Below are 25,040 nucleotides of genomic sequence, written 5' to 3'. Positions count from 1 at the left end.
AGGTCATTCAATGTTTAAAGCTGTATTGTGTGGGGTAGAAAACTGATGGAAATAGAACTACTGTGGTTTGTAGTTACCTTGTGTATAACCGGTGCCATTGCTGGTATTACCGCAGGTCTATTCGGCAATGGTGGAGGCTTTGTTGTTGTTCCTGCCCTACTCGCTGTTTTCCCTTTCTTTACTCCCCCTTCTGAATCACTAGTCAAAGTTGCAATAGGCACGTCATTGGCATCAATTGTCGTATCTAGCGCGCGTTCTGTTATGGCGCATCGAGCCAAAGGTGCCGTAGATTTTGACATCCTTAAGTCTTGGAGTATTTGGCTTATCCTTGGTGTTGGCGGAGGGCTATTAATAGCTAATAACTCTAGTGCGAATGGCTTAACCGTAGTATTCGCTGCAGGTGTACTGCTGTACTCTGTATATTTTCTTTTCCCTGAATTTGTTGTACGTCCCGGCCTTGTTTTCGATATGCCTAAAGGCATAGGCAAAGCGGTACTAGCATTTGTATTGGGCGGCTTCTCTGCACTACTTGGTATAGGAGGCGGCACGCCAACCGTCATAACAATGGTGATGTGCCAACGTACTATTCAGCAAGCTGTTGCTACCGCTGCCGGCGTAGGCTTCCTGATAGGCCTTCCTGGCGCCATCGGCTTTCTTTTTATGAAGCACCCAGAAACAGCCTCTCTTCCTGTTGGCACTATTGGCTACATCAATATTCCAGCGCTCATCGCTATCAGCATAGGCGCAATTTTTACTGCACCTATCGGAGCGAAGATGGCGCATAACTTTAGTGAAAAAAAGCTAAAGCGATTGTTTGGCATTTATCTCGTCATTGTTTCAAGCGCAATGTTCTATAAAGCCATTTAAAATAAAAAGGAGAATATCTATGAGTTATAACCGTTCAAGACGTTTATTTTTAGGTGGCTCGGTAGCAGCATCAGCCATAGGAGCAACAGGTTTTAGCAACTTGGTTAGCGCTCAATCTACAAGTGCTGCAATGACTGAAGCTGCATCAGTCATTTATGGCCCGAAACCTGGTGTAGCAAAACTAAACGCTAACGAAAACCCATTTGGCCCTAGCCCCAAAGCGTTGGACGCCATTGCTCAAGCCTCCGCTCAAGGCGGTGCTTATTACGCTTATCCCGCAGCTATGACCCTGTTAGATATGATAGCCGAGCGTCATGGCATTACCCGTAAGAACATTTCACTAAGCGCAGGGTCTAGCCCAATTCTTTCCTACGCTGCCGTGGCTGCCAGTAAAAATGGTCAAATTCTTGGGCCAGATCTTTTTTGGGACACCACGTCAAAAGCTCCTGAGAAACAAGGTGCGCCTGAAATAGTAAGAATTGCTAATACAGCAGATCTCGATATCGACCTTGACGCTCTATACGCCGCTATCAATGACTCGATCGGTATGGTGCATATCTGTAACCCTAACAACCCTACAGGTAAAGTGCTTGACCCAGATAAGCTTCGCGAATTTTGTATTAAAGCCTCTAAAAAGACACTTGTTTTAGTTGATGAGGCCTATAACGAACTCATCGATGAGCCACCAAAACACTCAATGATTCCCCTCGTTAAAGCAGGACACAATATCATTGTAGCGAGAACCTTTTCAAAGATTTATGGCTTAGCAGGTATGCGCGTAGGTTATCTGATAGCTTCTGAGGAAAACACTGAGTGGATTAACCGCTACGGTATGGGCGGCTACACATTGAACCAAGCAGGCCTTGCCGCTGCTATCGCCAGCTACAATGACGATGCCTTTTTAACGTTTTCTAAAGAAAAAATTTATGAAGGTAAATCTATGGTTATGGACGCCGTTAAGGCTAACGGTTTGACAGCTCTTCCGTCTAGTACTAACTTTATTTTTGTTAATCTTGGCGATGGTAATGCCGAATATTTTCGACAAGCTATGGCTGAAAAAGACGTACTTATTCGTGGCATTTATCGCACCTATAACAATTGGTCTCGAGTGAGTATGGGTAAAATAGCTGACGTCAAACGTTATGTTGATGCCATGCCAGCCGCGTTAGAAAAAATGCAAGCAATGCAAAAAGGCTAAATACATAGGGCATGTATTTGTATCAGTACATGCCCCCTTTCGTTTCTTACCTTATTCGTTTCCCGCACATTATCAATTCAACTAAAAGTCTAATACGCACAAAAGTCACCTTTGTCATATACTCTAAACTATTAATAAGCAGGCAGAGCATGACTACAACAATAATTTTTAAAGGTATTGTTGCAGTAACGCAAAAGTTGCACATACTTTACTAAAAAGGCATCACTTCACATGCCGCTCAAGGAGGCTGTAAATGTCACTTTCTGTACTAGTTGCTGATGACTCCAAGTTGTCGAGGCGCAGTGTTATACGCTCCCTCCCCCAAGACTTGGAGTACGACATAACCGAGGCAACAAACGGGCAAGAGGCGATTAATGCACTTTCTGAGAGCGATTTTGCACTCGTTCTCTTAGACCTTACCATGCCAGAAGTGGATGGCGTCGGCGTGCTGGAGTTTTTACATGCAAGATCCAATATGCCAAACGTAATTGTGATAAGCGCTGATTTTCAGCCTGAAAAACAAAAAATTGTGATGTCTTTAGGCGCAAAGCGTTTTCTTCGCAAACCTTTAGATAAAGAAGAATTGGCCATGGCACTGTTTGAGCTGGGGTATCTATGAGTATCGTACTACCACTGGATGAAGAGCAAAGAGATGCCCTTCAAGAACTGCTAAATATTTCGATGGGGCAAGCCGCGAACTCGCTCGCTCAACTTATTGAAACGAAAATCGACATTTCTATACCTAAAATTTCAGCCGTTACGCCCACTCAGCTCTACAGCCTCTTATTTGAAACCGAAGATGCCTTTTATACCCGTCAGTCTTTCTTAGGCGATGTGCACGGTGAAGTCATGTCCGTGCTGTCACAAGCAGGTTTGAGTGAAGTTGCTACTTTGATGGATTACGACGAACCGTTAAGTAAGGAAGATATTCAAGAAATCATTTTGGAGCTTTGCAATATCTTAGCTGGCGCATGTTTAGCGGGTCTTTCCGATCAATTAGAACTCACTACCAACTTAAATATGCCAACATTGTTTTTACCCGACAAAGCAAACTTCGATGAGCTCCAGTGGCAGCATAGCTTGGTAATGGAAGTTCAGTTTGTTATTGCAATTTCCTCTTTTAGCATGCGTGTTGTATTTTGTTTAGACGATGAGTCTCTTGCTCGCATGAAAGACACATTGGATGAGTTACTCGCATAATGTTTGAACAACTGGTAGGTAAGTTACCTGTCGGAATTGGTGTGGTCGATGAAAGCTTTAACGTCGTTTATCTGAACGACTTTTTTTTAGACAGACTCCCCCACAAAATGCGCGAGTGTTATAAAGACACGCCCGTGGTTGAATTGTTTCAAGGGCAAGGTAAGTTCCTCAAGCGAAGACTAAAATCAGTATTTGTATTGCAGCATCCAAGCTTTAGCTATTGGGAGCAAAGGCCTCATATATTTCCATTTAAAAGCTCTCGGCCTATAACGGGCGAAGAAACGCAGATGTACCAAAATATGGAAATTTTGCCCATTAAAGATAAAAAAACCGGGCAACGTTTGGCCTGCATATTTCTGCAAGATGTAACCGCCCAAGCAAGTTATTTCAGAGCCCAACAAAAACTTTCCGAAGCTCTAAAAAAAGAACACGAGGCGCAGCGAAAGCTCATTCGCAAACTCGATACTGCCCAAAGCCAGCTAATCCAAGCCGAAAAGATGGCCTCTACGGGGCAACTTGCAGCAGGTATAGCTCATGAAATTAACAATCCAATTGGCTTTGTAAATGCTAACCTCAATACACTAGGCCAATACGCTTCTCACCTTCTTGCAATATGTGACGGTATTAAAGGCCAACTTGAACACTTCACCGACGAGCTAAGAGAACAAATCGATGCCTTGTATGAATCGAATCACTATGACCTACTGAAAGACGATATCACCGAGCTAATTGCAGAGTCTACTGAAGGGCTTACACGGGTAAAAGACATTGTTGAGAACCTTAAAAACTTCTCATTAGAAACTGCCGAAGGGATGCAAACAGTAGATATATGCGCCATATGTAATCAGCTCATCACGCTCATTTCCGCTCAATACAGCGCCCCCCAATATAAAATTGAATGTGAGCAAGAAAAGGTGGAGGTTATGGGAAATCCAGGGCCCTTGAAACAAGCCCTAATGAACATAGTGATAAACGCTGCGCAAGCGATAGATGATAAAGGCTTCATAAAACTCACCGTCATTGATGCCGCTGATTCAGTAACAATTAAAATACTGGACTCAGGCTGTGGCATTCCAACAAAACACTTAAAACGCGTGTTCGAACCTTTTTTTACCACCAAACCTGAAGGTCAAGGTCAAGGGTTGGGCCTTTCTGTGGCTTACACCGCCATAGAACAACACCAGGGTAAAATATCCATTAGCAGTAAAGAAGCAAAAGGAACTGTTGTAGAGATTACGATACCTAAAGCCCCAGCAGCGCCACCGCCGTCAAGCGAGGAAAGTGAAACGGAAGACTCTCAGACAGTTTAGATACTCATTGTTATGCAATGATAAAAATACCTATCAACACCTTGAGTCATTAAGTTATTAATCCTCTTTAGCCTGCAAGTTTACTCGCTTCGCACACCTTAAATATATACACACCATCCTCATTTAGTGTACGGGAAATATCCCCTTCATTTATTAAGTAATTAAGGTGAGACAAGCACTCCGCCACAGCGAACACCATGTTACGGCTTGAAAGCTTGCGCTTAAACATAACGGGTAACAGCTCGACTACCGTTTGAGGTTTCTCACAAGCGTTTAACAAAGCTTTAAGGTGCTCGTGGTGATGTGCAATGAGCGAGTCTACACGCTCGTGAAGACCAATAAAGGGAAGTTTGTGTGCGGGTAACACGGTTGTATTTTTCGGCAAGCTTTTAAACTGGGGCAAGGTGTTCAGGTAGTCAGCTAATGTGTTGGCGTCAGGCTCTGTTGAATAGGCGCCGATATTGGGTGTGATAATAGGTAGAATGTGATCGCCAGAGATAAGAATATTTTTCTTTTCATTGTAAAGGCAAGCGTGTTCAGGAGAATGGCCGCGCCCAATCATAATCACCCATTCATTATCGCCAAGCGATAATGTCATGCCATGCGTTAAACGGGTATAGCTTATGGGAAGTGGCGACACAACACTGCTGTAACCGTTACCATCACCAGAGGTCAGCTTTGTAATCATTGTTTCATCAAGCCCTGCCCGTTGGTAATACTGTACATCTCTTGCGTTAGTGGCCCCGTTTCTGCCTGCTGCGAAGGCTCGCGCAGTGAAATACTCGGTTTGGGTCATATAAAAAGGTACGTTATATGTATCAGCTATCCAACCTGCTAAGCCCACGTGATCAGGATGTAAATGCGTAACAATGACACCTACAATTGGTGCATCTAATTGTTCAAATATACGCTTCCAGAGCGATTTTGTAGTAGATGTTCCAATGCCAGTATCAATCACAACCCAGCCGCCTTCACCGCGGATCAAATACAAATTTATGTGGTCAAGTTCAAACGGAAGGGGCATAGTCAACCAAAGTACGTCATCGGTCACTTCTATTAGCTCGCCCGGCTCTACCTGCTTGTCAAATAGATACTCCATATCGCCCTCACCTTTTCTAGCCTGCATCTTTTAAAATTCACTGAGTCGTTCCACTGTTTCCAATGGCTGCTAAAGTAGCGTAGGTACGACCGCCTTTTTTGATAAAACCGTAAGTCGATAATGCTAGTGTGTAAACGCAGCATAATCTTATTGGTCTGATACCTTCGTTTTCATGCAAGATAATTAGTACAAGTCTCGTTCTAACTCGCTCTGCTAATAAAAACAAACATATCTGTCGAATAGAGATCTATAGGAGTCGATGATAACAAACGGTATACTGTGGTTGTTGATGTTGATAGCCCACGTCTTTTGTACCTTTTGCGCTTTGTACTGAATGCGTAAAATAATGGTTATAAGAATTCAAGGCGCGTCCACGCACTTAGGGCTTTCCTAATAAATTGGCACCTTTAAAGAAGCGGTTAATAAAAACAAATTCATGCCAGCCTCAGTAATACAGCAAGGGTTTATACTCAACAAAAGTACGTTTACTCAGCGAGGTAAAGTATATGTTGAACTGTGGGTTAAAACCGCCAATAACACCGCTAGATTAATATCGTCACCTCAAAAGCCCACTTGCTTTGTGTCACTTGAACAATGTGCTGCATTGCGCGACATTGCTGCTCGTATGCCAGTTAAGATTATAATTTCAGAAGATGGTTTTCACACGCTGGAACAAGTTCCTGTGGCTACGGTCAAGACCGCCACCGAATCGCATATGCACCAGCTTCGTCAACGCGCGCAAGAGCAAAGTATTGTATTATATGAAGCCGATATTCGCGTGGCCGATCGCTATCTAATGGAGCGCTTTGTATATGGCGCAGTGGAATTCGTTACCCCACAAGTTGTCGATGATACGTCACAACTTGTTATAGAAAATGCGCAGATCAGGCCCTGCCATTTCAGAACTACTTTTACGTCATTAAGTATAGATATTGAGTGTAATGAACACGAAGAGCTGTTCAGCATTGCACTGGCAGGCGAAGGAAAAAGTGTAGTGCTGCTTGTTTGTCCACCGAGTTTTATTGGTCAGACATTACAGGAGCAAGAAGACAGTCCATACACACTTGTTACGGTCGAGTCTGAAAAAGAACTGCTAGAAGCTTTTTTTTCACACCTTACCTCCCACGACCCAGACATTATTTTGGGTTGGAACGTTAAGCAGTTTGATATGGCTGTGCTGGGCCGCCGTGCTAAGGCAAATTCGCTCAAGTATGCTATTGGCCGTCATGGCCGAGAGGCTTCAATAAGACAGTGGGAAGACCAAACACTTGTTGATGTACCTGGCCGATGCGTGATTGATGGTATTGAAGCACTTAAAACCATGACCTATCAGTTTGAGTCCTTCTCTCTTGACCATGTTTCCGAAGAACTGCTTGGTGAAAATAAGCTTATTCAAGCTGCCGACAAACTTGAAGCGATAAAACATCTTTATCATAGCGACCCTGTTGCACTCGCTAACTATAACTTTAAAGACACGGAACTGGTCAACCGCATTCAGGATAAAACTCAATTTATCGACTTTCTGGCGCTGCGCAGTATTCTTACCGGCTTAGATATGAGCCGCCCGGGAGGCTCGGTAGCGGCGTTTTTAAACGTTTATTTACCTAAGCTACATCGCAAGTCTTATGTCGCCGGAGTAAGACCTGAAAATGGCGGTTTAGCTAGTCCTGGCGGTTATGTCATGCGCTCCCAACCTGGCCTGTACAAAGATGTTTTAGTACTCGACTTTAAAAGCCTATACCCTTCTATAATTCGAACGTTCAAAATAGACCCGTTAGGGCTTGCAGAAGGACTTAAGTCTCCTAATACGGCGATAGAGGGGTTTAAAGGCGCAGTATTTAGCCGTAACTCACATTTTCTACCTTCAATTATCGAAAACCTATGGCTGCAGCGCGACGAAGCCAAAAAACAAAAAGACGCACCACGTTCGCAAGCGATTAAGATATTAATGAACTCCTTTTACGGAGTACTTGGTAGCGGAGGCTGCCCTTTCTACGATCCTCGTCTTGCAAGTTCAATTACATTGCGGGGGCATGAGATTATGCAAACCACCGCGAGTTGGATTGAAGAACTGGGCTATACGGTTATTTACGGTGATACCGATTCAACCTTTGTGCATGTTGAAGGAATTACTGCACTGGGTACACCTTCTGAAACAGGTCGTGAGCTTGCCAAAATTGTTAACCAGAAGTGGACTGAGTTACTTAAGCGTCAGTTCGACATTGATTGCCATTTAGAGATTGAGTTCGAATCTCACTTTTCTACCTTCTTTATGCCAACAATTCGTGGCTCTTCTGAAGGGAGTAAAAAGCGCTACGCAGGGATGAAAGACGGTGAGCTTATCTTTAAAGGCCTAGAGAACGTGCGTTCGGATTGGACAGTGCTTGCTAAAGTGTTTCAATACGAGCTATACAAAAGAGTCTTTAACAATGAACCTGTAAAACAGTACATCAATAAAACGCTAAACGCAGTAAAGGCGGGAAAAATGGATGACGAGTTGGTGTATAAAAAGCGACTCAGAAAACCACTTTCTTCGTATGTTAAATCTCTTCCCCCACACGTAAAAGCGGCAAGAAGGGCCGACAAGTTATTTGAAGAACAGGGCCTACCACTTCGCTACCAATCTAATACATCCATAGCCTATGTCATTACCGTTCAAGGGCCGCAAACAGTAGAAACAATCTCTGCGCCGCTTGACTATGACCACTATATAGAGAAACAGATAAAGCCTATTGCAGATAGTATATTGCCAATGATATCCCTTAGTTTTGAGCGCATAGCTAACGCTCAGCTTTCCCTATTTTAATTATGTTTATCTGTATGAAGATCTTTCAGGCTTCGTGACAAGTTAACAAAAGCATTACACTTTGAATCTGTTTTTATCTTTAGCTATTATCTTCATTTTCAATAACTTAGCTCGTTGGCACGACAAGTGAATAAGATATTTGTGAGTAGCTAAATAGGTTTGTTTGAGGAATTAACTTCAATCAACATGCGTTCAATTTAGTGATTAGGGCAATTGATAGCCCGTGTTCGCAAAGAGAAACAGAAGGAATTTGATTATGAAGATCACAAAGTTAAGTACGATTACTAGTGCTGTTGTTGCAGCTACACTATCTGCGTCAGCATTCGCAGGCCATCATGAAGAAAAGATTTCTAAGAGCTTTAACGCGCTCGATCAAGACGGTAATGGCTACATAGTCGGTTCAGAATCGTCAGGTACAATCGACAGCAAATTAGTATCTAAAATGGATACGGACGGCGACAGTATGGTTAGCCGCGCAGAATTTAATTCATTTGTTGATGAAAAACCATCTATGTTCAGTGACGAGGTTATCACGCAGGTTAAAGCTGAAGGTACAACAGATGCTGTACTCACTGAAGAAGGTAATCCGGCACTTTTTTCTAAAGCTGATAACGAAATGATTTCAGAAAAGAATAAAGAGTTGCGCACTGAGATGTCTGCTACAGCCAATACTAAGTTCACTAAAATCGATATGGATAGCGATGGTAAAATCAGTGAGAAGGAGCTAGAAATGGCCGACGTTGAAGGCGACTTTGACTCAATGGATGAAGATGGTGATTCGTACATAACTCGTATGGAATACCGGACCTATTTTGAAGAGATTGAATCAGAATAGTTAAACTAAACAATTCATAGTATTCCCAACTATGTAGCCCCGCTTAAAGTGCGGGGCTTTTTTATTTTACCTCAGACAATCCAACCCCACGACACTCATAAGTTCGCCCTCCTAATAAATGATCTGCGACGAAATACTAATATTTTTCGTTAAACAGCACCGTATACGACCAACATCTTGTCGACAAAACGCATTTGCAACCATATTGTTAATAAAGGTTAAATATTTTGTTTACTCAATTGTGCATTCTGTAACTAGCGCAAAGATCGCAATTGTGTACTTCGATTTCAAAATCATGATGGTGATTATCTAAAATTACATTTAAATCAGATGCGTACGCGCATGGAGGCAAGGAATAATGGAATCAAACACACAGTCAAACACTGTATTTCCACTTCAAAAAAGTCAGTTTAGCGGTCCTAGTGATGCTGATCTGACATCACTCACAATAGGTCAATACTTCAAAAAGGTTGTCGACAATTATGGCGATAACCCAGCGATCATCGTAAAACATCAAAGTATTCACTGGACCTATCAGCAATACTGGCGTGAAGTAGAACGTGTGGCCTGTGGTTTACTAGCCAATGGCGTAGAGCCAGGTGATCGAGTTGGGATATGGTCCCCCAATAACATCGAGTGGTCACTTGTACAAATGGCCACGGCCCGCATTGGCGCGATCATGGTATGTCTTAACCCCGCTTACCGCCCAGCTGAATTAGCCTTTGCTATTAACAATGTCGGGGTGAAGCACTTGGTGATGGCACAGTCTTTTAAACAGTCGAACTACATCGCCATTTTAAAAGAATTAGCCCCGGAACTAGATTCCGACGATCAGAGTCGAACTGACGCGGCGCTATCGCTCTCGAAGATCCCTTCTCTTAAACACGTATATACTATCGGTGAAACGTCTGTAGACGGCTTACAGGCATTTTCAAAACTCCAAGTAGAGCCTACTAAGGCTTTAAAATCGCGGTTAATAGACATCGAAAGAACGCTAAATGCTGATGATAACATCAACATTCAATTCACCTCAGGTACGACTGGCAACCCGAAAGGCGCAACACTCACTCATCGTAATATATTAAATAATGGTTTATTAGTATCAGAAGCAATGAGATTTACGCACCAAGATAAACTTTGTATTCCCGTACCGCTCTATCATTGTTTTGGTATGGTGTTGGGGAACTTAGTCTGTTTAGCGTCCGGCGCATGCGCAGTATTTCCTGGGGAGTCTTTCGACCCCGAACAAACGCTTCGCACAGTAGAAGAAGAAAAATGTACAGGTTTACACGGCGTGCCTACCATGTTCATCGCCGAGCTAGAGCTTCCTAACTTTAGAAGCTTCGATTTATCGAGCTTGAGAACTGGCGTTATGGCGGGAAGTACATGTCCTGAGGAACTCATGCGTAAAGTCCATAGTGAATTTCATATGACCGAAGTCGTTATAGGTTACGGTCAAACAGAATGTAGTCCTATCAATCATATTACCGATAATGATTCCCCATTTGAGAAACAGGTTAAAACAGTCGGCCGAGCTATGCCTCATACCGAAGTAAAAATTATCGACGCACAAGGCAGTACTGTTCCAATCGGAGAGCCGGGTGAGATTTGTGCAAGAGGCTATTGCGTAATGAAAGGTTACTGGGGAGATGAAGCTAAAACTAGAGCTACCATAGACGACGAAGGTTGGCTTCATTCTGGCGATCTTGGCGAAATGGACGAACAAGGCTATGTCACTATTGTAGGCAGAATAAAGGACATGATCATACGTGGGGGCGAGAATATTTATCCACGAGAAATCGAAGAGGTGCTGTACCAACATGACGACGTATCCGACGCAGCTGTGTTCGGCATACCCGATAACAAGTATGGTGAGCAAGTGTGCCTTTGGATAAAAGCAAAAGACAATAGGCATGTAGATAAAGCTCAAATACGAGACTACTTAACGTCAAAACTTGCTTATTTTAAAGTGCCTAAATACATCAGTGTAGTAAAAGAGTACCCAATGACAGTAACAGGCAAGCTACAGAAGTTTAAAATGCGCGAATACATGATAGAAACACTGAAGAAGCAAGCCCAACAAACCGAAGCATAATCCCAGCAAATAGTGGGGTCAGAGTACATTTCTTTTTTTAACGAGAGTGAGAGCCAAAAAGTACTCTGACCCCTTTACTCCTGAGTGAAAAGACTGAAGGTCTGTATCGGAGTTTGTGCGCCTTAAACTATTCGATAAATAAAACTTTCACAGTAACTAGAAGTAGGTAAAAAGAGCAGTCGCAGAAAAACACATTTTAATAATGGGGTCAGAGTACATTTCTCTGATTTAACGGCATTGGGGGATAAGGGAATAATTATGTCCTGATGTTTAAAGTAATAAAGTACTCTGACCCCAATTTGAGGTTTTGCTGGGGGGAGTGGGGATTAATGTACTCTGACCCCATTTTTTCTTTCTTCCAAACGCAAAAAACCCGCCATTAGGCGGGTTTTTCTTAATGGGACCTGGCAGTGTCCTACTCTCACATGGGGAAACCCCACACTACCATCGGCGCTAATACGTTTCACTTCTGAGTTCGGAATGGAGTCAGGTGGTACCGTATCGCTATGGCTGCCAGGAAAAACTTTTAGTGCAGAATCATGACGTTTTTTTTGTCATGACTTCTGCGCAAGGAGGACTAACAGTACTCTCAGGAGTATGTTTAATCATCGTTGCTTAATAACTAACAAATCGGAAAGTTTGATATTAATTCAATCAGTGAGTAACTACTTTTCACTCTACTTACTTTAGCTTGTCTACAACACTCAAAAGCCTAAAGCTTCTTGGGCGTTGTATGGTTAAGCCTCTCGGGCAATTAGTACAGGTTAGCTTAACGCCTTACAACGCTTCCACACCCTGCCTATCAACGTCATCGTCTATAACAACCCTTCCAGAACTTAAAGTTCAGGGATGACTCATCTTTGGGCCGGCTTCCCGCTTAGATGCTTTCAGCGGTTATCCGTTCCGAACATAGCTACCGGGCAATGCGATTGGCATCACAACCCGAACACCAGCGGTTCGTCCACTCCGGTCCTCTCGTACTAGGAGCAGCTCCCATCAATCATCCAACGCCCACACCAGATAGGGACCGAACTGTCTCACGACGTTCTAAACCCAGCTCGCGTACCACTTTAAATGGCGAACAGCCATACCCTTGGGACCGACTTCAGCCCCAGGATGTGATGAGCCGACATCGAGGTGCCAAACACCGCCGTCGATATGAACTCTTGGGCGGTATCAGCCTGTTATCCCCGGAGTACCTTTTATCCGTTGAGCGATGGCCCTTCCATACAGAACCACCGGATCACTATGACCTACTTTCGTACCTGCTCGACGTGTCTGTCTCGCAGTTAAGCTAGCTTATGCCATTGCACTAACCTCACGATGTCCGACCGTGATTAGCTAACCTTCGTGCTCCTCCGTTACTATTTGGGAGGAGACCGCCCCAGTCAAACTACCCACCAGACACTGTCCACAATCCCGATAAGGGACCAATGTTAGAACATCAAACATACAAGGGTGGTATTTCAAGGACGGCTCCACACAATCTAGCGACTGTGCTTCAAAGCCTCCCACCTATCCTACACATGTAGGTTCAATGTTCAGTGCCAAGCTGTAGTAAAGGTTCACGGGGTCTTTCCGTCTAGGTGCGGGTACACAGCATCTTCACTGCGATTTCAATTTCACTGAGTCTCGGGTGGAGACAGCGTGGCCATGGTTACACCATTCGTGCAGGTCGGAACTTACCCGACAAGGAATTTCGCTACCTTAGGACCGTTATAGTTACGGCCGCCGTTTACCGGGGCTTCGATCAAGAGCTTCGTCCGAAAACTAACCCCATCAATTAACCTTCCGGCACCGGGCAGGTGTCACACCCTATACGTCCTCTTACGAGTTTGCAGAGTGCTGTGTTTTTAATAAACAGTCCCAGCCACCTGGTCACTGCGGCCTCCATTTGCTTACCACGCGAAGTGTTCACAAACAGAGGCGTACCTTCTCCCGAAGTTACGGTACAATTTTGCCGAGTTCCTTCACCCGAGTTCTCTCAAGCGCCTTAGTATTCTCTACCTGACCACCTGTGTCGGTTTGGGGTACGGTTCATATAATCATAAGTTTAGAAGCTTTTCCTGGAAGCAGGGCATCAACAACTTCACTCCCTTGGGAGCTCGTCTCGTGTCTCGGCCTTGAAAACCCGGATTTACCTAAGTCTTCAGCCTACGCACTTTCACTTGGACAACCAACGCCAAGCTTGCCTAGCCTTCTCCGTCCCTCCATCACTGATTATATAAGTACGGGAATATTAACCCGTTTCCCATCGACTACGCATTTCTGCCTCGCCTTAGGGGCCGACTTACCCTGCCCTGATTAGCATGGGACAGGAAACCTTGGTCTTCCGGCGTGGGAGTTTTTCACTCCCATTATCGTTACTCATGTCAGCATTCGCACTTGTGATATGTCCAGCAAGCTTTACAACTCACCTTCATCCACTTACACAACGCTCCCCTACCCAGCATGTAAACATGCTGCCGCAGCTTCGGTATATTGCTTAGCCCCGTTACATCTTCCGCGCAGGCCGACTCGACTAGTGAGCTATTACGCTTTCTTTAAAGGGTGGCTGCTTCTAAGCCAACCTCCTAGCTGTCTATGCCTTCCCACATCGTTTCCCACTTAGCAATATTTTGGGACCTTAGCTGGCGGTCTGGGTTGTTTCCCTCTCCACGACGGACGTTAGCACCCGCCGTGTGTCTCCCGGATAGTTCTCATTGGTATTCGGAGTTTGCAAAGGGTTGGTAAGTCGGGATGACCCCCTAGCCTTAACAGTGCTCTACCCCCAATGGAATTCGTCCGAGGCTCTACCTAAATAGATTTCGGGGAGAACCAGCTATCTCCCGGTTTGATTGGCCTTTCACCCCCAGCCACAAGTCATCCCCTAACTTTTCAACGTTAGTGGGTTCGGTCCTCCAGTTGATGTTACTCAACCTTCAACCTGCTCATGGCTAGATCACCGGGTTTCGGGTCTATACCTAGCAACTAAACGCGCAGTTAACACTCGCTTTCGCTACGGCTCCGCTATTCGCTTAACCTTGCTACTAAATATAAGTCGCTGACCCATTATACAAAAGGTACGCAGTCACCCCGAAGGGCTCCCACTGCTTGTACGTATACGGTTTCAGGTTCTATTTCACTCCCCTCACAGGGGTTCTTTTCGCCTTTCCCTCACGGTACTGGTTCACTATCGGTCAGTTAGGAGTATTTAGCCTTGGAGGATGGTCCCCCCATATTCAGTCAAGATAACACGTGTCCCGACCTACTCGATTTCACTGTAAAGATTGCGTCGTGTACAGGGCTATCACCTTGTATCGCTCCTCTTCCCAAAGGATTCCACTACATTCAATACAGCTTAAGGGCTGTTCCCCGTTCGCTCGCCGCTACTAGGGGAATCTCAATTGATTTCTTTTCCTAAGGGTACTTAGATGTTTCAGTTCCCCTCGTTCGCCTCGTTAACCTATGTATTCAGTTAACGATACCTATAAATAGGTGGGTTTCCCCATTCGGACATCTGTGGCTCAAATGCATTTTGTCGGCTCACCACAGCTTTTCGCAGACTTACACGTCCTTCATCGCCTCTAACTGCCAAGGCATCCACCGTATACGCTTCGTCACTTAACCATACAACCCCAAACAGCCTTTTGACTTCTGTCTAAGTTATGTCGTATGCATGACAAGCTAATCGGAAGAATTGCCTTGCTATCAATAAATTGATAACAAGCAATTCAGTCAAGTAGAGTAAAAAGTTCATCTTTCGATTTCTCAGTTACTCAATTTTGATTGATTACTATTAATATCAGCTTTCCAAATTGTTAAAGAACATTCGATATTTCCTGCAAAAGCAGTACTTTCATCTTTAGAGTAAAAAACCCTAATCAATGCTTACTGAAACAGTAAATATTCATTAGGATTTCGGGTCCAACGTGACACGTTTCTATCTTTTCACCTTCCTTTATTAAAGTAAGGAAATGGTAGGCTTGGGCAGACTTGAACTGCCGACCTCACCCTTATCAGGGGTGCGCTCTAACCAGCTGAGCTACAAGCCTTCAGTAAACTTCGCTTATGCAAGCTCAGTGTCAAGTAGATGGTGGAGCTAAGCAGGATCGAACTGCTGACCTCCTGAATGCAAATCAGGCGCTCTCCCAGCTGAGCTATAGCCCCATAAACTTGTGTCGTTCTTCATTTTAAACAAGACTATCTGTGTAGGCACTGCATCAAGGCGTCTTTCGACGTAATGGTAAGGAGGTGATCCAACCCCAGGTTCCCCTAGGGTTACCTTGTTACGACTTCACCCCAGTCATGAAACACAAAGTGGTAATCGTCCTCCCGAAGGTTAGACTAACTACTTCTTTTGCATCCCACTCCCATGGTGTGACGGGCGGTGTGTACAAGGCCCGGGAACGTATTCACCGCAGTATTCTGACCTGCGATTACTAGCGATTCCGACTTCATGGAGTCGAGTTGCAGACTCCAATCCGGACTACGACATTCTTTAAGGGGTCCGCTCCACATCACTGTCTCGCTTCCCTCTGTAAATGCCATTGTAGCACGTGTGTAGCCCTACACGTAAGGGCCATGATGACTTGACGTCGTCCCCACCTTCCTCCGGTTTGTCACCGGCAGTCTCCTTAGAGTGCCCAACTTAATGCTGGCAACTAAGGACAAGGGTTGCGCTCGTTGCGGGACTTAACCCAACATCTCACGACACGAGCTGACGACAGCCATGCAGCACCTGTGTCAGAGTTCCCGAAGGCACCAATCTATCTCTAGAAAGTTCTCTGCATGTCAAGTGTAGGTAAGGTTCTTCGCGTTGCATCGAATTAAACCACATGCTCCACCGCTTGTGCGGGCCCCCGTCAATTCATTTGAGTTTTAACCTTGCGGCCGTACTCCCCAGGCGGTCTACTTAGCGCGTTAGCTTCGCTACTCACGACTTAAAGTCACAAACAGCTAGTAGACAGCGTTTACGGTGTGGACTACCAGGGTATCTAATCCTGTTCGCTACCCACACTTTCGCACATGAGCGTCAGTCTTTGGCCAGGGAGTCGCCTTCGCCACTGATGTTCCTCCAGATATCTACGCATTTCACCGCTACACCTGGAATTCCACTCCCCTCTCCAAGACTCTAGTCTGCCAGTTCTAAATGACCATCCCAGGTTGAGCCCGGGGCTTTCACATCTAGCTTAACAAACCGCCTGCGTGCGCTTTACGCCCAGTAATTCCGATTAACGCTCGCACCCTCCGTATTACCGCGGCTGCTGGCACGGAGTTAGCCGGTGCTTCTTCTGTTGTTAACGTCACGGCTAGCAGGTATTAACTACTAACTTTTCCTCACAACTGAAAGTGCTTTACAACCCGAAGGCCTTCTTCACACACGCGGCATGGCTGCATCAGGGTTTCCCCCATTGTGCAATATTCCCCACTGCTGCCTCCCGTAGGAGTCTGGGCCGTGTCTCAGTCCCAGTGTGGCTGATCTTCCTCTCAGAACAGCTAGAGATCGTCGCCTTGGTAAGCCTTTACCTTACCAACTAGCTAATCTCACTTGGGCCTCTCTTTGCGCCGGAGCCGAAGCCCCGTTTGGTCCGTAGACATTATGCGGTATTAGCAGTCGTTTCCAACTGTTATCCCCCTCGCAAAGGCAAGTTCCCAAGCATTACTCACCCGTCCGCCACTCGTCATCTTCTAGCAAGCTAGAAATGTTACCGTTCGACTTGCATGTGTTAGGCCTGCCGCCAGCGTTCAATCTGAGCCATGATCAAACTCTTCAATTAAATATATCGAAATATGAATCGTCGTTGTGACACTCTTAACGAGTGCCCACACAGATTGTCTTGTCTAAATTGTTAAAGAACGTTGCGACTTTGTCGCAATTCACTAGAAGCCGCTGCTTCTTTGTGACCCACCCTGTTCGAGTGAGTTGCGCATTTTACATCGTTTATTTTCGATGTCAACCATGTTTTTAAACTTTTTATTTGCTTGAAAACTTGGTTTCGCATTTGTTGCTAAGTTGACTTTGTTTTTCTCGAAGCCCCCTCAGAACGTGGAGCGCATTATAGATACCTCTTGAGAAAGATCAACACTTAAATTGGATTTTTTTGCATTTTAAGGCGCTTTTGGTGTTAACCGCTCATTTCTGCATCATTTCCATTGGCTCAATGCATCTTTCGACTAGTTTTTTCACATTTTATTGTTCAAATTGTTACAAATGAGTAAACTATATACAGCCTCCAACACCATAATAAACAATAGAAAGGTAGGTATATGAAAGTAGGCTTTATTCAATGCGCTGTAATTAGCGCTATTTTTGCAATTGCAGGGTATTTGTTATTTTCTTCTGCTAGTTTAAACGTCCATGTTCCACTTACCGTATCTGCAGCTCTGCTGATAAGCGGTATCGTTACTCCTTGGCTAGCGTCTCTTATTCAAAGTCCATCTTCCTCAGATGCCAGAGCACACACCAATAACGGATCAGTCGAAACTTTATATGTGGGTAATTTACCCTATAGAGCAAACGAGAACGCAGTAAAGGAGTACTTCAGTAGCTTTATTGAAGTGCAGTCGGTTCGTTTAATGAAGGATCGCAAAACTGGAAAAAGAAAAGGTTACGGTTTTATCGAGGTTGTCACAGACGACCTTAGTAGTGTTATTGATAAAACTAACGACTCAATCTTCCAGGAACGGACTTTGAAAGTTCGACCTGCAAAAGACAAAGTCGAACACGCGTAACTCTTATTCGTAGTTTTTAGTAATGTAAAAAAGCCCGGTAAGCTCTCGCTTCCGGGCTTTTTATTGTCATAAGCTTTAGCTCTCGCTGGTTTCAGCAGATTGAGGAAGGCCATCTAATAAAGTTTGGTTAAAAGAACGAAATCTATTTATAGCGGATATAAGGTCAGGAACCTGTACATCTTCCATCTCGTTAATAATACCAGCTATTAACGCATTATAGTCTTCACTACTTTCTAACTTACTTTCTGCGTTAGCAAAGGTATCCATCATCTTCTCTAGATATTGAGCGATTGGACTAACCACATTACCAAACTTCGCGTTGTCGCTTTTATCTTCGTTATAGTGCTGAATATTTTCGTATGTCTTTAGCACTTCGGTTTGCGTAGTCCTATTTAACTGTAGTGCGTAACCAACCAACTCTTTATCATCAAAGCCTAAACTCAGTGCTTCTTCAAATGCCTTGTCGATATCACCACTATAGAAGGTATCAGCTAGATCCTGCACCTGCCCAACTAAATCAGCTATCGATTCCAACTCATCTTCATCGAGTTCTCCTTTCAATGAAAAACTAATGCCGCTTCGCTCAAAATATTGATAAGAAGTTTGCTCAGTGTAAGACGCTGAGAAATTGCTTTCACTTTGCTCACCACTACCGTCAGATTGCTCTTGAGATGCCTGAGCTTGAAAATTAAGTTGCTGAGAAGCCTGGAAAGAACGCAGGCTTTCAAAACTAAAGCTCACTTCATCACCATCTTTAGTGCGAATCATCAAACTACCGCTTTTTTCGTCCGATGCTGCAACAGCTTCTAACGAAGACAACTGAACAGCATTAGGCTGCTGGCGTCCAAAGATATCGGTTTCTAGATCATTAATACCCGTATCAATAAGATCCCGGCTTTTCGTTATACCTTGCTCAATCTCTTCATTCATAAACCCAGCGAGATCTTTTTCAGCCATTGCGAAGCCACGGCTTACTCCTTCTCTTGCTTGGCTAAATAGCCCGGTCAGCTTTTCGTCGCTGGCACCTCCATCGGCTGCGCCGCGAATAACGCTACCCACGAACTTAAGTACGTTTCGGGCTACTTTTTCAAAATCGAATAAATCATTCGACTTTTCTTCAAGATTTTTCTCTTTCGTTTCTTGTGGTTTTTGCCCATCTATTTCCAACGCTTGATTAATATTGCTACTTACCACGCGCAAGCCGATACTCGTTTGGCTACTTGAAACAGATACTGAAGCCGCTTGTTGCTTCGAAAACTCAGCGGCTTGCTGCAATCCGTCTTGCTGCAACTGCTTTTTAAGCGCTTCATTTGGGTGAACCGTTGCCTTTTGATCTGCTTTCTGATCAACCTTTTGGTCTCCCATAAAAGCTTTAATTTGACCCACGTTCATAATTTGATCCTCACTATCCTCATTCTTATTATCGGCAAAGAATCAATATTGTTTAATATTAATACAGCATTTTTTTCTAAAGGCTACTTAGGCAATCACGCGTATTAATAATGAAGAAGTCGGGAGCGCTTGTTGCAGTTATTTTTTAAGGGACTACAATTCGCGACCTCAACAATGAATGGAGAATTTTATGACCACCACTGAACAACAACGCTACCAAGATCAGTTAGACGAAAAAGTAAATCGTCTCACCGCGTTGCTTTCTCCATTCAATGCCCCTGAGCTTTCTGTATTCCCATCTCAGCCAACACACTACCGCATGCGCGCAGAGTTTAGAGTGTGGCACGAGGGCGATGACTTATTTCACATCATGTTTAATCAGGAAACGAAAGAAAAATATCGTGTAGATAGCTTTCCCCCTGCATGTAAAGCAATAAACGATGCGATGACACTTTTGCTTGAAGAAGTTAGACCAAACGAGGCTCTAAGAAAAAAGTTATTTCAAATCGATTACCTTTCTGCGTTGTCTGGTGAACTTGTTATAAGCCTTCTATACCATCGTCAATTAGATGAAGAATGGCAAGTGGCAGCAAGAGAATTAAAAGCGACACTTGAGACTCACTTTCCTAAAGTAAACATCATTGGTCGCGCTAGAAAGCAAAAGATTATTATCGACAACGATTTTGTAATTGAGCGTTTACCAGTAAACGGAAGAGAATTCGCATTCAAGCATATAGAAAATAGCTTCACTCAGCCAAATGCCGAAGTGAACTGTAGCATGATTGAATGGGCTTTAGATTGTGTTAAACCACTCTCTGGAGACTTACTAGAAATGTATTGCGGTGCCGGTAACTTTTCACTTCCGCTAGCACTTCACTTTGATAATGTCGTAGGTACCGAAATAGCTAAACCTTCAGTGCAAGCAGCTCAGTTTAATATTGAGCAAAACGAGCTGAGCAATGTAAAAATTGTAAGGTTAGCCGCCGAAGAATTCACACAGGCTATGAAGGGCGAGCGTACGTTTAGTCGCTTAGAAGGCATTGATTTAAGCACTTATAATTTCACCACTGTATTGGTTGACCCTCCAAGAGCTGGATTAGATGAAGACTCGCTAAGAATGATTCAGGATTACGATAATATTGTGTATATCTCGTGTAACCCTGAAACTTTGGCGCAAAACCTTGAGCTTTTAAGTGAAACTCACGACGTTGCTCAATCGGCGCTATTCGATCAATTTCCTTTCACTCATCACATTGAGGCAGGTGTTCTACTTACACGCAAAAGCTAGTTTGCGTGTAAGTAAGAAAAAAGCTCACACTGAAATATAATTTGGAAGAACATTTGATGCTATATATTTTCCTCCTTGCTAGGCTTTCTGCGTAGCGCCTACTTGAACAAAGCGAAGCTGCGCTTTCACCCTTTCACCAATTTCGCGGCGAAGTTTATCGTCTGCTTCTAATGCTTCAGCTCCGGCACTGAACACCAGTCTTACCATGGCATCGGCTTGTAACTGGGCACAGGCGTACTCCACGCCTTGCTGTTCGATGATGTAATCAGTAAGTTCATCGATGAAATGTTGAATTTCTCTAAATACTGCTAATCGGTAAGCAGATGATGTACCGGTATGCTCGCGTAATAATAAACGGAATACGTTTGTGTTGGCCGCGATGAACTCCATGAAGGTTTCCACAGAGGTATGAATGACGCCGCCACCTGAAGCAATGCGCCTTCTAGCTTGACGCATAAGCTGACGAAGCGCTAAACCCGCTTCATCCACCAGCGTTAAACCCAACTCGTCCATATCTTTAAAGTGTCGATAAAACGACGTGGGAGCAATCCCAGCCTCTCGGGCGACTTCACGCAAGCTGATTGCCGATAAACTGCGGTTTTCATCTAGCAGTGAAAACGCGGCATGGATGATATTTTGACGGGTTTTTAATTTCTGTTCTTGTCGGCTCACGTTCGCCCCCTGTGTTCATTAACATTTAATGGTCTGATGATTTTTTAACTTTAGAGTCTACTGTCAACGTCATCTGAATAACCATTAACGCAATCGAACCTCGTACATCAAAGACTAACATTCCTAGTTTATCGCAACACGCCCTGATGGGGAAAGGAAAACAAAATCATCTCTTTTATAAACAAGGGTTAAACGTTAATTCTTACGTTTTAGCTACGTTTTTGCCACCCTAGGCTATAATTAAACTTCACACATGTAAGCAGAACTTATCTTGGTTTTGCTTGCCTGAAGCCTCGTAAAAAGATAAATTAGCGAACAGTTGTAAGCCAAGTTGTATAAAATGAAAAAACCTCCTCTTATCCTAACGAATGTGCTGGTATTTATAATATCGGGCGCAATTGCATTTATAGGTGTGCCGCTATGGGTGGCATATCAGGGTATCGATTGGGCAGAAATCGGTACCGCTATATTCCTATTCTATTTCACCGGCATGTCGATAACTGCTGGATATCATCGCTTGTGGTCACATAAAACCTACGATGCCAACATTGTAGTTCGTGTTGTATTAGCGATTGGTGGTGCCATGGCCCTGCAAAATAGTATTTTGCACTGGTCGTCAGATCATCGCGTTCACCATCGCCATGTAGATGACAACGACAAAGACCCCTACTCTGCAAAGAAAGGGCTTTGGTTTGCGCACATCGGCTGGATGTTACGCGAGTATCAAGCTAAGCGTTACGATGATTACAGCAATTGTAAAGATCTACAAAAAGATAGCGTTGTAATGTGGCAGCACAAATACTACTTGCCTATCGTACTCGCTGCTAACTTTGGTATCACTGGTCTGTTGGGGTATCTGAACGGCGACGTATTGGGCATGATATTAGTAGCTGGTGTATTGCGCTTGGTGCTAGTTCACCATGTTACCTTCTTCATTAACTCACTTGCTCACTTCTGGGGTAGTCAGCCTTACACTGATAAGAATACGGCACGTGATAATGGCGTTTTAGCATTTTTCACTTTTGGTGAGGGTTATCACAACTATCATCACATATTTGAGTACGACTACCGCAATGGCATTCGTTGGTATCAGTTTGATCCTACTAAATGGCTTATCAAAGGGCTGTCTTATGTAGGTTTAACGTCGAACCTTCGCAAAGTACCTGAAGAGCGCATCGAAAAAGCTCTGGCGGCCATGCAGCTTCAAAGGGCAAGTGAAAAAGTATCGTTACTACCGAATGCGGAAGAAATGATGCACACTATTCAAGAAGAGTACGACCTGCTAATGCAGCGGATGAGTGAGTACTACGCAACGAAAAAGCGCGTTATGCGCGTTAAGAAGCGTACGTTAAAGCGCAGCATTGAAGGGTTAGAGCTAGCTTACAAATATAAAGAGATGAAGCACGCCTTTGCTGTTCAGAAAGAAAAATGGACCCAATTGCAGAGTTTGTCGCTTCAAATGGCGTAAATACTTTCTTTACTCTTGTATTCGTAGAAAACCACATAAGTCTATGCTTATGTGGTTTTTTTTGATCTATAGTTTGAATGACACTTCAAGTAAGGTAGTTATACTAGAGTTTGTAAGGTTGGCATAAACAGCTTAGCTATAGACTAAGTTCGATGTTCAAACTACATCATAAACTGAATTATGGCGGTTATTGTGATTTCAGACGCCACATCATAGAAGCAATAATACGGGAAGATAACATGGCAACGAAGCAAAAAACTAAAGCTCCGTCGTATCATTACGATGCGATAGTTATAGGCACTGGCCCCGGTGGAGAGGGTGTTGCAATGCAGCTTGCCAAGGCCGGTAAAAAAGTGGCAGTGGTAGAACGCTACGAAGCTGTTGGCGGTGGCTGTACTCATTGGGGAACCATTCCGTCTAAAGCGCTTCGTCACTCTGTCAGTCGTCTTATTGAATACAATACGTCTCCCCTGTTTGCCGACAACCACTTAAGTAAGAGCCTTACATTTTCAGACATCATGCGCCATGCTAGTGGTGTAGTGAAAAGCCAAACTCGCCTGCGTTCTTCTTTTTATGATAGGAACCGCGTTACCTTGTTTCATGGCGAAGCCAGCTTTGTCGATGCCCACACCTTGGAAATAACTCGAGAAGATGGCTCGAAGGACACGGTTACAGCAGCACAAATAGCGATAGCCACAGGTTCGCGCCCCTATTGCCCGAAAGATATCGATTTTAATCACCCCCGTATTTATAACTCTGACACCATCTTATCTTTAGATCACGATCCAAAGTCCATCATAATTTATGGTGCAGGTGTAATTGGGTCGGAATATGCCAGTATCTTTAGAGGCTTGGGAGTAAAAGTCGATCTGGTTAATATGCGAGACCGTCTATTGTCATTCTTAGATGACGAAATATCTGATGCGCTTAGCTACCATTTATGGAATAACGGCGTGCTTATTCGCCACAACGAAACTTATTCTTCTGTCGAAGCTACCGATGATTCAGTAATTTTAAACTTAGAGTCAGGTAAGCGCATGCGGGCCGATTGCTTATTGTTTGCTAATGGCCGTACGGGCAACACAGATACCCTGAAACTTGAAAATATTGGTTTAAAAGCTGATGGTAGAGGCCAGCTTAGAGTAAACGAGAATTATCAGACTGACGTAGACAATATCTTTGCAGTTGGCGATGTGATTGGTTATCCAAGCTTAGCATCAGCAGCTTATAATCAAGGACGCTTTGCTGCAGAAGCCATGCTTGGCATTAAAACACACTCTGCATTGGTAGAGGATATTCCGTCTGGTATATACACCATTCCGGAAATTAGTTCGGTAGGTAAGACAGAACAAGAACTTACTGCGGCCAAGGTACCTTATGAGGTGGGTAGAGCCCAGTTCAAGCACTTGGCCAGAGCGCAGATTGCGTCAACGCAGACAGGGAGTTTGAAAATCTTGTTTCATCGTGAAACAAAACAGATCTTGGGAATTCACTGCTTTGGCGAACGTGCCTCAGAGATTGTTCATATCGGCCAAGCCATTATGCAGCAAAAAGGTGAAGGCAACACCATAGACTACTTCGTTAACACTACATTTAACTATCCAACCATGGCGGAAGCCTATCGTGTTGCTGCCATCAATGGGCTAAATAGGATTTTTTAACAGATACAAAAAAGCCGGCGAAATTGTCGCCGGCTTATATGCGTTAACTAAAAATTAGTTACGGTTCGCAGCAAGCGCGTTAAGCGAGTCTTTATGTGCTACGATGTCGATGTGCATATTTTCTTGATCGAATGTCATTGTTGCAATGGCGTAGTCACCCTGACTCTCGCTTGCAATGTCGATCAGCTTTGCTTGTGCATCACGGAAACGAATGTTATTGCCGATTTGATCAGACATACATTGGTTATTCATTTCGAATGTTTTCGCATCCATGCAATCGAAAAGCTGGTTTTCACCAGATTCCGCATGCGCAATACCAAAGGCTGCTGAAAGAGCTAATGTTAGTACTACTTTACGCATGTTTCTTCTCCTGTGCTACAGTCTACTACTGTCACTATTAAACATACTGTATATACATTAGATAGTCAAATTTAG

General features: G+C 44.0%; 16 protein-coding genes, 2 tRNA genes and 3 rRNA genes. 12 read left to right on the top strand and 9 right to left on the bottom strand.

The genetic code is table 11. From position 1 onward, the window contains the following. The first annotated feature begins 45 nt into the window (after positions 1-45). From ACXAER_RS13580 to ACXAER_RS13560, 5 genes are all read left to right on the top strand, one after another. Positions 46-867: a sulfite exporter TauE/SafE family protein gene (locus ACXAER_RS13580; protein ID WP_334056292.1), complete on the top strand. Its 822-nt coding sequence runs from the start codon at positions 46-48 to the stop codon at positions 865-867. Positions 868-886: 19 nt separating this feature from the next. Continuing rightward, positions 887-2,065, top strand: a complete 1,179-nt coding sequence (locus tag ACXAER_RS13575; protein WP_474830012.1) for a pyridoxal phosphate-dependent aminotransferase — start codon at positions 887-889, stop codon at positions 2,063-2,065. 253 nt (positions 2,066-2,318) lie between these two features. Next, positions 2,319-2,684: a response regulator gene (locus tag ACXAER_RS13570; RefSeq protein WP_474804881.1), complete on the top strand. Its 366-nt coding sequence runs from the start codon at positions 2,319-2,321 to the stop codon at positions 2,682-2,684. Further along, entirely contained in the window at positions 2,681-3,265 is a 585-nt protein-coding gene (locus ACXAER_RS13565) for a chemotaxis protein CheX (RefSeq protein ID WP_014999547.1), read from the top strand. Before ACXAER_RS13570 ends, ACXAER_RS13565 begins: the two co-directional genes overlap by 4 nt. Continuing rightward, complete coding sequence (locus ACXAER_RS13560) at positions 3,265-4,575, top strand: sensor histidine kinase (RefSeq protein ID WP_474830009.1); 1,311 nt, start codon at positions 3,265-3,267, stop codon at positions 4,573-4,575. The genes ACXAER_RS13565 and ACXAER_RS13560 overlap by 1 nt, the downstream gene beginning before the upstream one ends. A gap of 67 nt (positions 4,576-4,642) precedes the next feature. On the opposite strand, the gene ACXAER_RS13555 is transcribed toward ACXAER_RS13560, so the two are convergent. Beyond that, the gene (locus tag ACXAER_RS13555; RefSeq protein WP_474830007.1) at positions 4,643-5,674 is read right to left on the bottom strand and encodes an MBL fold metallo-hydrolase; all 1,032 of its coding nucleotides are present in this window, start codon (positions 5,672-5,674) and stop codon (positions 4,643-4,645) included. Between the two features lie 436 nt (positions 5,675-6,110). Here ACXAER_RS13555 and ACXAER_RS13550 point away from each other — a divergent pair, with 436 nt between their 5' ends. The 3 genes from ACXAER_RS13550 (at position 6,111) to ACXAER_RS13540 (ending at position 11,410) form a co-directional block, all read left to right on the top strand. Then, positions 6,111-8,480 carry a DNA polymerase II gene (locus ACXAER_RS13550; protein ID WP_474830005.1) on the top strand — a complete coding sequence of 790 codons (2,370 nt, stop codon included), beginning with the start codon at positions 6,111-6,113 and terminating at the stop codon, positions 8,478-8,480. 256 nt (positions 8,481-8,736) lie between these two features. Beyond that, a complete protein-coding gene (locus tag ACXAER_RS13545) occupies positions 8,737-9,315 on the top strand; it encodes an EF-hand domain-containing protein (protein ID WP_474830003.1) in 579 nt (192 codons plus the stop codon). Between the two features lie 358 nt (positions 9,316-9,673). Continuing rightward, positions 9,674-11,410, top strand: coding sequence for an AMP-binding protein (locus ACXAER_RS13540; protein ID WP_474830001.1), 1,737 nt, complete (start codon positions 9,674-9,676; stop codon positions 11,408-11,410). A 402-nt stretch (positions 11,411-11,812) separates the two neighbouring features. Here the strand turns inward: ACXAER_RS13540 and rrf are convergent. The 5 genes from rrf to ACXAER_RS13515 all read right to left on the bottom strand — a co-directional run bounded on the left by rrf (position 11,813) and on the right by ACXAER_RS13515 (position 17,169). After that, positions 11,813-11,928: ribosomal RNA gene (rrf, locus tag ACXAER_RS13535) — 5S ribosomal RNA — on the bottom strand. 215 nt (positions 11,929-12,143) lie between these two features. Beyond that, positions 12,144-15,019, bottom strand: a 23S ribosomal RNA gene (locus tag ACXAER_RS13530). A gap of 348 nt (positions 15,020-15,367) precedes the next feature. Continuing rightward, a tRNA-Ile gene (locus tag ACXAER_RS13525) sits at positions 15,368-15,444 on the bottom strand. Between the two features lie 39 nt (positions 15,445-15,483). Next, a tRNA-Ala gene (locus ACXAER_RS13520) sits at positions 15,484-15,559 on the bottom strand. A 77-nt stretch (positions 15,560-15,636) separates the two neighbouring features. Then, a 16S ribosomal RNA gene (locus ACXAER_RS13515) occupies positions 15,637-17,169 on the bottom strand. The 16S, 23S and 5S rRNA genes sit together here with 2 tRNA genes alongside, the layout of an rRNA operon. 490 nt (positions 17,170-17,659) lie before the next feature. On the opposite strand from ACXAER_RS13515, the gene ACXAER_RS13510 reads away from it, so the two are divergent. Continuing rightward, positions 17,660-18,124 carry an RNA recognition motif domain-containing protein gene (locus ACXAER_RS13510; protein ID WP_269918397.1) on the top strand — a complete coding sequence of 155 codons (465 nt, stop codon included), beginning with the start codon at positions 17,660-17,662 and terminating at the stop codon, positions 18,122-18,124. Positions 18,125-18,199: 75 nt separating this feature from the next. On the opposite strand, the gene ACXAER_RS13505 is transcribed toward ACXAER_RS13510, so the two are convergent. After that, positions 18,200-19,516, bottom strand: coding sequence for a DUF5610 domain-containing protein (locus tag ACXAER_RS13505; RefSeq protein WP_474829999.1), 1,317 nt, complete (start codon positions 19,514-19,516; stop codon positions 18,200-18,202). Between the two features lie 190 nt (positions 19,517-19,706). Between ACXAER_RS13505 and trmA the strand changes: the two genes are divergently transcribed. Further along, entirely contained in the window at positions 19,707-20,804 is a 1,098-nt protein-coding gene (gene trmA / locus ACXAER_RS13500) for a tRNA (uridine(54)-C5)-methyltransferase TrmA (RefSeq protein ID WP_474829997.1), read from the top strand. A 78-nt stretch (positions 20,805-20,882) separates the two neighbouring features. Here trmA and fabR read toward each other — a convergent pair whose 3' ends face one another. Beyond that, positions 20,883-21,476 (bottom strand): HTH-type transcriptional repressor FabR, encoded by a 594-nt coding sequence (fabR, locus tag ACXAER_RS13495; protein WP_423078933.1) that lies wholly within the window; start codon positions 21,474-21,476, stop codon positions 20,883-20,885. A gap of 340 nt (positions 21,477-21,816) precedes the next feature. Between fabR and ACXAER_RS13490 the strand changes: the two genes are divergently transcribed. Together ACXAER_RS13490 and sthA are read left to right on the top strand one after the other, a co-directional pair. Continuing rightward, positions 21,817-22,944 carry an acyl-CoA desaturase gene (locus ACXAER_RS13490; RefSeq protein ID WP_474829994.1) on the top strand — a complete coding sequence of 376 codons (1,128 nt, stop codon included), beginning with the start codon at positions 21,817-21,819 and terminating at the stop codon, positions 22,942-22,944. 239 nt (positions 22,945-23,183) lie between these two features. After that, positions 23,184-24,605 carry a Si-specific NAD(P)(+) transhydrogenase gene (sthA, locus tag ACXAER_RS13485; RefSeq protein WP_474829992.1) on the top strand — a complete coding sequence of 474 codons (1,422 nt, stop codon included), beginning with the start codon at positions 23,184-23,186 and terminating at the stop codon, positions 24,603-24,605. A 54-nt stretch (positions 24,606-24,659) separates the two neighbouring features. Here sthA and ACXAER_RS13480 read toward each other — a convergent pair whose 3' ends face one another. Further along, positions 24,660-24,965, bottom strand: coding sequence for a hypothetical protein (locus ACXAER_RS13480; RefSeq protein ID WP_025254039.1), 306 nt, complete (start codon positions 24,963-24,965; stop codon positions 24,660-24,662). Between the last annotated feature and the right edge of the window lie 75 nt (positions 24,966-25,040).

The sequence above is a fragment of the Alteromonas sp. AWJ4_199 genome (assembly GCF_056159165.1).
The sequence above is the reverse complement of the archived record's forward strand: the minus strand, read 5'-3'. Positions and strand labels throughout refer to the sequence as shown.